Source organism: uncultured Sphingomonas sp., assembly GCF_964237335.1.
Lineage (GTDB): Bacteria > Pseudomonadota > Alphaproteobacteria > Sphingomonadales > Sphingomonadaceae > Sphingomonas.
Map to the genome: position 1 here is coordinate 1 of NZ_CAXSHM010000067.1, position 7,393 is coordinate 7,393.

Annotated in this window: 6 protein-coding genes and 2 pseudogenes; 6 read left to right on the top strand and 2 right to left on the bottom strand. The window is 61.7% G+C overall.

Features of this window, described 5'->3' with window-relative positions; translation table 11 throughout:
• Positions 1 to 54 precede the first annotated feature (54 nt).
• The 3 genes and pseudogenes from ACFE65_RS16990 to ACFE65_RS17000 all read left to right on the top strand — a co-directional run.
• A pseudogene (locus ACFE65_RS16990) lies at positions 55 to 975 on the top strand (IS21 family transposase); the annotation flags it as partial.
• Positions 972 to 1,733, top strand: a complete 762-nt coding sequence (gene istB, locus ACFE65_RS16995; RefSeq protein WP_375383546.1) for an IS21-like element helper ATPase IstB — start codon at positions 972 to 974, stop codon at positions 1,731 to 1,733. The pseudogene ACFE65_RS16990 and the gene istB, both read left to right, overlap by 4 nt.
• Before the next feature lie 996 nt (positions 1,734 to 2,729).
• Complete coding sequence (locus tag ACFE65_RS17000) at positions 2,730 to 5,063, top strand: TonB-dependent receptor (RefSeq protein WP_375383547.1); 2,334 nt, start codon at positions 2,730 to 2,732, stop codon at positions 5,061 to 5,063.
• Positions 5,064 to 5,075: 12 nt separating this feature from the next.
• On the opposite strand, the pseudogene ACFE65_RS17005 reads toward ACFE65_RS17000, so the two are convergent.
• Positions 5,076 to 5,419: pseudogene (locus ACFE65_RS17005) on the bottom strand (transposase); the annotation flags it as partial.
• On the opposite strand from ACFE65_RS17005, the gene ACFE65_RS17010 reads away from it, so the two are divergent.
• The 3 genes from ACFE65_RS17010 to eda are packed head-to-tail and all read left to right on the top strand — an operon-like array spanning position 5,309 to position 6,929.
• Positions 5,309 to 6,043, top strand: a complete 735-nt coding sequence (locus ACFE65_RS17010; RefSeq protein ID WP_375383551.1) for a hypothetical protein — start codon at positions 5,309 to 5,311, stop codon at positions 6,041 to 6,043. The pseudogene ACFE65_RS17005 and the gene ACFE65_RS17010 sit on opposite strands and share 111 nt — an antisense overlap.
• Positions 6,040 to 6,309 (top strand): HAD family hydrolase, encoded by a 270-nt coding sequence (locus ACFE65_RS17015; protein WP_375383548.1) that lies wholly within the window; start codon positions 6,040 to 6,042, stop codon positions 6,307 to 6,309. Before ACFE65_RS17010 ends, ACFE65_RS17015 begins: the two co-directional genes overlap by 4 nt.
• Before the next feature lie 5 nt (positions 6,310 to 6,314).
• Positions 6,315 to 6,929 (top strand): bifunctional 4-hydroxy-2-oxoglutarate aldolase/2-dehydro-3-deoxy-phosphogluconate aldolase, encoded by a 615-nt coding sequence (gene eda, locus ACFE65_RS17020; RefSeq protein WP_375383549.1) that lies wholly within the window; start codon positions 6,315 to 6,317, stop codon positions 6,927 to 6,929.
• 150 nt (positions 6,930 to 7,079) lie between these two features.
• On the opposite strand, the gene ACFE65_RS17025 is transcribed toward eda, so the two are convergent.
• Positions 7,080 to 7,393 (bottom strand): hypothetical protein (locus ACFE65_RS17025; RefSeq protein WP_375383550.1); only part of this gene is annotated, 314 nt, incomplete at its 5' end.

The window sequence follows — 7,393 nt, forward strand, 5'->3', positions numbered from 1 at the left end:
TGGCGGCGTAATGTTCAACCGCCCGCCCACACACGGAAATCCTGACAGTCCCGCGCCCCGCGTTTGCATCGTAGTGACAGCCTGTCGGCCGCATTCCGCAATCTCGACGCCCACGCGCGAGCAGACCTGACGCGGCGATATGATGCGCTGTGCGAGCATTATACGATGGAGCCGACGCGCAACAATCGCGGTGTCGCCCATGAGAACGGGGCTATCGAAAGCTCCCACGGCCATCTCAAATATGCCGTGAACGACGCGCTGTTAATGCGCGGGTCCGGCGACTTCGCGGATCTGGCTGCCTACCGCGCCTTCATCGACGAGATTGCCGCGCGCAAGAATCGACGCAACGCCGCTCGTATCGATGCCGAGCGCGGGACGCTGCAGCAGCTCCCGCAGCTTTGCACCGGCGACTATGAGGAGAGCATCGTCCCCGTCACCTCGACCAGCAGCTTCACGCTGAAGAAGGTCTTCTACACGGTCCCCTCGCGCCTCATCGGCCACAGGCTGAGAGTCCGCCTGTATGACGACCGGCTCGATCTCTTCCTCGGCGCGACGCGTCTCATGACGCTCCGTCGCGGACGAGCACCCAGCGACGGCAAGCACGGACACGTCGTCGACTATCGGCACGTCATCCACAGCCTGCGGCGCAAACCCATGGCGCTGATGAGCCTCGTCTACCGCGACCAGATCTTTCCGCGGGAAGCGTATCGCCGGACATTCGACCGTCTCGTCGAACAGTTGCCGGAACGCGCGGCCTGCAAGATCATGGTCGAGTTGCTCTCGCTCGCCCATGAGCGGGGCTGCGAAGCAGAGCTGGCCGACGTCTTGGCGCAGGATCTGGAGGCCAGGCGCCTGCCGGATCTCGGGCAGTTACGAGCACGCTTCTCACCAGACCCGGCCAGTCTGCCGGTCGTCTCGGTCAAATTGCCCTCGCTTGCCGTCTACAACAACCTGCTGACGGGGGCGGCCGCATGAACCCCGCGGTCGACACCCAGCGTCTCGCCTTCATCCTCAACGAACTGCGTCTGCCCGCCATCAAGCAGGCCTGGCTGCAATTCGCTGAACGCGCCGACAAGGAAGCGTGGCCGGCCACCCGCTTCCTCGCCGCGCTCGCCGAGCATGAGATCGCCGAACGCGACCGGCGGCGTATCGAGCGGCACCTGGCAGAAGCACGCCTGCCACCAGGGAAAACCCTCGACACCTTCGACTTCACCAACGTGCCGATGATCTCCAAGGCGCACATCCTGGCGCTTTGCGCTGGCGACAGCTGGCTCGAGAAAGGCGCCAATCTCATCATGATTGGCGGACCAGGCGGCGGGAAGAGCCATCTTGCTGCAGCGATCGGCATGGCACTCATCGAGGCTGGCTGGCGCGTCCTGTTCACCCGAACCTCGGATCTCGTCCAGAAACTGCAGGTCGCACGCCGCGAACTCGCACTCGAAAGCGCGATCGCCAAGCTCGACAAATATCACCTGCTGGTGCTCGACGATCTCGCCTACGTTACCAAGGACCAGGCCGAAACCTCCGTCCTCTTCGAACTGATCAGCGCCCGCTACGAACGCCGATCAACCCTCATCACCGCCAACCAGCCGTTCGGCGACTGGTCTCGGGTCTTCCCGGACCCCGCTATGACGCTCGCCGCCGTCGACCGCCTCGTGCACCACTCCAACATCTTCGAAATGAACGTCGAAAGCTACCGACGCCGCGCGGCCCTCCAGCGACAATCAACCTGAGACACGCTCTGTCGCGGAGCGACGATCAACACCAAACTGGCCTTGCATTGCCTGTCGCGCCGCGACAATCTCGCTCCCGTCACGGCCACAGAGTCTCATCCTGATCGCCGCTACTGTCTCATCCAGATTGCCGCGCGATACACGGGGATCTGGCGTCGATGGCGGCTCGGTTCATTCCGGCGGGGCTAGCCCCGCCGGAAGAACCGACAGGAATGCCAATCAGGGAATTTTCAAAGCCCACTTCCGGGGAGAATTGCAGGACCGATGACACGACATCGAGCAACCGCCTGATACCGTGACCCTGCAGACCGCGGTGGGGCGGCGAGCGCTTCAGGCGCGGGATCGTCGTCTGCGAGCGCAGATACAATCATTCAGCGGCAGCAGCCTGTGGCATCGGGATGCCACCACCACGGCTTCCTCCCCGATTGTCAGCGTCGTGAACCTCGGCTCGTTCGGACTGGTCCGCAGGTTGGCCGGCGATCTCCGCTTCCGCCACTTCGCGACCGTCTTCTGGTTGCGCGGTGACGCCTCTCCAGCGCCCTCAGCCTATCTTCACCGTCTGTGTCACTCAACAGACACCTCTGTGGTCGTCGCACTTCCGGCAGGACCTGATGTACCACGCTTCCTTCCTCTTCCTCGTGGCTGATGCACCACCTATCATTGAGACTGGACACCAGCGCCCGTCCGCCCGCTTTTTCTATTGACTGATTAGCAGAACGGACTACGCTGACGTCAACGTCGGGTATCCGTCCGGATGTATCGATAGGAGAGGACCGAGTCACCGTGCGACACTGCAGGAGCTCGTAGTCCTATGGCCTAGCGATACCTTCAGTAAATCAGTTGATGCCGAGGTCGCCAGTAGGTAGCTTATTTCAAAAGAGCACTTTCACCAAAAAGACAATACAACCGCTGATCTGGATTTGCAGCCGTCCGGGAATGACGATTATCGAGCTGTTTAGGTGCGCCGCTTAGAAGCGGGCTAGCTTAGGGGGATTTATGCGCAATACTATGATGGCTTTATCGAGTGCTATCGCGATCGGCTCCGTCGCGCCATCGGTTGTGCACGCCCAAGCTACTACTCCGCAGGCAAGCGCAGTTGCACCCGATACCCCTTCGGCACAATCTGACATTGTGGTCACGGCGCAAAGACGCCCGCAAGCTTTAACCGACGTTCCAATGTCTATTACCACTCTCTCCGGTAACCAGCTGGTCGATCGCGGCGTTACAGATGTACAGAGCCTCGTGAAGGTGACGCCGGGCCTCAGCTATGCCGAAAGCGGTAACGGCGTCCCGGTTTTTTCGCTGCGGGGTGTAGGCTTCTTCGATACCACCCTTGGCGCCCGTCCGAGCGTAAGTGTCTATGAAGATGAGGTGCCGCTGCCGTTCACCATCATGGCACAAGGCGCCGCGCTGGACCTTGAGCGCGTGGAAGTGCTCAAAGGCCCGCAGGGCACGCTGTTCGGTCAGAACGCCACCGGGGGCGCGATCAACTATATTGCCGCGCGGCCTACCGACAAGTTTGGCGGAGGAGCCGACGTAAGCTTCGCACGTTTCAATACTTTCGACGCGACAGGTTACGTAAGCGGACCCTTGACTGAAACTCTGGGCGTGCGCCTGTCCGGACGTGTAGAGAGGGGCGGGGACTGGCAGTATAGCTATACTCGTAACGACACTCTGGGCGCAAAGCGCTTCTATCAGGGCCGCATCCTGTTCGACTTCAAGCCGTCCGACACGACATCGTTCGTGCTGAACGTCAACGGCTTCGTAGACCAATCTGACACCCAGGCGGCGCAGCGCACTGGCGTGGTCATCTCTACTGCAGCCAGCGCGCTGGTGCCGATCGTCGTTAATTACCCGGCACCACCAAGCAACGATCGAGCCGCTGATTGGAACCCCGGCCTCGACTTGCGTCGCAACAACAAGTTCTTCCAGGCTTCGCTGCGCGCCGAGCAGCAGCTCGGTTCTATTCTAACCTTAACCTCGCTGACTTCTTACTCGAACATGAACGTCGACCAACTTGTCGATCAAGGCGGCGTGAACGTGCCGGCCTCCATCACTCGGGTTACCGGCACACTTTCTTCTTTCGCGCAGGAACTGAGACTAAGTGGTGACGCGGGGCCGGTCAAGTTCGTCGTCGGCGGCAACTACTCACATGATATATCCAGCGAGTTCGACACTTACAATAGTGCCTATGCGTCGGCTTCAATTGCGCTGGGCAGCAACCTCAACGATCTGGACGGCGGCCAGCGATTCAACACCAAGGCGGTGTTCGGCAACGTTGACCTGGACCTCGGTCGGCAATTCGTCTTACACGGCGGTGCGCGCTATACATCGACGAAAGATCAATATAATTCCTGCGTTTTGCCGGCAAACGCGAGCTCCGCAGCCGCGGCGTCCGCGATCGACAGTTCGCTCCGCCGTGCGTTCGGCTTCCCCGCTGTAACTTACCAGATCGGCAGCTGTGCCACATTAATCGATGATCGCACCTCACCGAACTATCTTCAACCGCTAGGCTCCAACGGCACGTTGAATGAGAACAACGTTTCATGGCGCGCGGGCCTCGACTGGAAGCCAGCTCCTTCAGTCCTGATCTACGCAAATATAAGCAGAGGCTACAAAGCAGGCAGTTCGCCGGTTCTAGCCGCGTTTCTGACCTCTCAGTTGCAGCCCGTGACGCAAGAGTCGGTGCTCGCCTACGAAGCCGGATTCAAGGTGCCAATCGTGAGGCGTGTGCTGGAGGTAACTGGCGCAGGCTTTTACTACAACTACACAAATAAGCAGGTACTCGGCCGCATCTTGGGACTCATCGGGCCGGCCCAAGCATTGGTCAACGTGCCTAAATCGCGTGTGGCGGGCGCCGAGTTGCAGCTCAATGCCTATCCCGTTAGGGGCATGACGCTGGTGCTCGCCGGCACCTATCTTGATACGCGGGTCACCAGCGACTTCACCAATTATGATGTCATCGGCAATCTGTCGGACTTCAAAGGAAATTCGTTCCCCTTCACTCCCAAATATCAGCTTGTAGCGGATTGGCAGTATGACATACCAGTCACTGCGCGTTTGACCGGGCTGCTTGGCGTCAACGCGAATTACCGCAGCAGCACGAACTCCGGGTTTGGTAATGACCCTCGCTTGGCAATCAATGCATATACACTTGTGGATGCGAGGATCGGTTTGAAGGCCTCCGATCGGCGTTGGCAGGCCGCGCTGTTCGTTCGCAACCTTACCGACAAATATTATTGGACGAGCGAAGTGCGACTTGCTGACATCCTGCGCAGGTACACCGGCGAGCCTCGGACGTACGGGATTCAGGTGAGTACATCTTTCTAGAGCGTTTTCCGATCATTCTGGATCGTATCCGCGGGAGCTGAAGTAGTTGGCGCATTTGTCGGACTGGAAAATGTCGATGAGGTTGCCGATGAGGTTCCAGAGACCTGCGACGGTTCGCTCACCGGCCTTTCTGAGCATGGCCTTGAGCCGGGAGAAGGCCTTTTCGATCGGATTGAAGTCGGGGCTGTGGGGGGGAAGCGCAGGGTTGCAGCGGCTTCGATCAGATCGCGGACGGAGGCGCGCTTGTGGCTCGACAGATTATCCATGATGACGACGTCGCCGGGCTTGAGTTCGGGCACGAGTACGTGGCCGACCTAAGCTTCGAACCAGTCGCCATTGATCGGGCCATCGACCCGTTCAGTGGCCCTGTGAGCACGGATTGGGAGGCCGAAGGGCTCCGGCCGGACTTGGTACTGACCGCGCCATCGCGGCTGCCGGGACTCTATGCGATCGTCACGGATGCGGCGGGCGAGCGAGAGTTTTACTATTGGCCGTCCCAGGCACCCGTTCGCGACCTCTTCCGGCTTGAAGGCTGTGCCGACGCGTTGGCGCGAAGCGCAACGGCGGAACTGCTGTACCTCTCCGGCATCACGCTCGCGCTGTTCGACCGGGAGGACCGTGCGGCATTGATAAGGCTGGCTCGCCAGCTCACCTCCATCACGGCGTCCGAACGCGTCTGGGGCAAATGGGCCGTCCGGTTCGGGCTGAACGCGCGGGATTTCCTGCCCGGATCCCACGGCATGGGGGTGACGGAGGTGATCGAGAGCCTCGGCTTGGCCGGCGTCGATCCGGAACGCGAAGCGCGATCGATCTTCGAGGCGGAACTCGCCGACGTTGCGGACATCGCGGAAATTGCCGGCGCAGGCGCGTTTTTGAGAACGGCGCCGCCACGCCAATGGGCGATCGTCACCTCGGCCCTAGGGAGCTGGCGCTTCGCCGATTGTCCGTGGCCGGACTCCCCAAACCCTCGGTGCTCGTGACCGCCGAGGATGTCCTTTCGGGGAAGCCCGATCCGGCAAGCTTCCTGCTGGCGGCAGGGCGCCTAAACTGCGCGCCCGAAAAATGCCTCGTCTTCGAGGACGCGCCGGCGGGGATTTGCGCGGGTGAAGCTGCCGGCTGCGATGTCGTCGTCGTAACCGCAACGCATCGTCAGGAGGCTCCTGCGGGCCATACAGCCAATCGAGATTATCGTCAGGTGTCGATCCATGTCTCGTCACGTGGCGCACCATCCGTTCGCGAGGAGTGATACGCATGGACGTCGCAGCGGTGATGGCCTTGTCTCCGGTGATCCCGGTGCTCGTAATTGACGATCTGGCCCATGCTCGCCCGATCGCCGAGGCGTTGGTGGCCGGCGGACTGGTCGCGCTGGAAGTGACGCTACGCTCGCCCTGCGCGCTCGACGCGATCCGGGCGATGTCGGAAGTGGCCGGCGCGGTGGTCGGCGCCGGCACGATACTCGACGAGCGCGATCTCGACTCCGCACTCGATGCGGGTGCCCGCTTCATCGTCTCGCCGGGCCTGACCGAGTCGCTCGGCCGCGCTGCGATCGATCGCGACGTCGCCTTCCTGCCCGGCACCGCGACCGCCGGGGATGTAATGCGCGGACTCGATATGGGGCTGACGCATTTCAAGTTCTTCCCGGCGATGGCGGCCGGTGGCGTGCCGGCGCTGAAGGCCCTGTGCGCTCCCTTGAGCAAGGCGCGCTTCTGCCCGACGGGCGGTATCACCCTCGATACGGCCGTCGATTGGCTGGCGATACCGCAAGTGGTGTGCGTCGGCGGCAGCTGGATCGTACGGCGCGGCACGCCCGATCCCGCACGGATCAGCGCGTTGGCGCGTACGGCCTGCACGCTGGCGCGCGCGTAGCCATCATCCGGGATAGAGGCCGGCAACATCCGATGACGCGTCCGGTTACCTGAGGCCGGGAACGTAGCATATGCGACGAGAGCCGGTATCGCTCCTTGCCTGCGCGCTGATGGCCCGCTAGCCATCCCGCGCTCGCAGTTCCGGTTCGAATCAGGGGAACTGAAGCCGCACCTTCTCGATCGATCCCGAGAAGGGCGGCAGCGGCGTCACTGCGACGGGAGAGTTGCGCGGAACGCCGATGTTCAGGCTGGCTGATCCATAAAAGGGTTCGACGCCTTCGGGAACGCTCCCGCGCGCGACCGGACGGCCATCCACGCTGACTTGCACGCGGCGATTCTTGGTTCCGCCATAATCGCTGCTCGCGCTCACCGCGACGACGATGACGTGGGTGCCTGCGCCGAGCGGAGTATAGAGGTGGTTCGGGGAATCTGCACAGCGGGGATAAGTGGATTGCCGATCTGACA

Coding starts and splice junctions, on each gene's coding strand:
- ACFE65_RS17000 (WP_375383547.1), top strand. CDS start 2,730: ATGCGCAATACTATGATGGCTTTATCGAGTGCTATCGCGATCGGCTCC.
- eda (WP_375383549.1), top strand. CDS start 6,315: ATGGACGTCGCAGCGGTGATGGCCTTGTCTCCGGTGATCCCGGTGCTC.
- istB (WP_375383546.1), top strand. CDS start 972: ATGAACCCCGCGGTCGACACCCAGCGTCTCGCCTTCATCCTCAACGAA.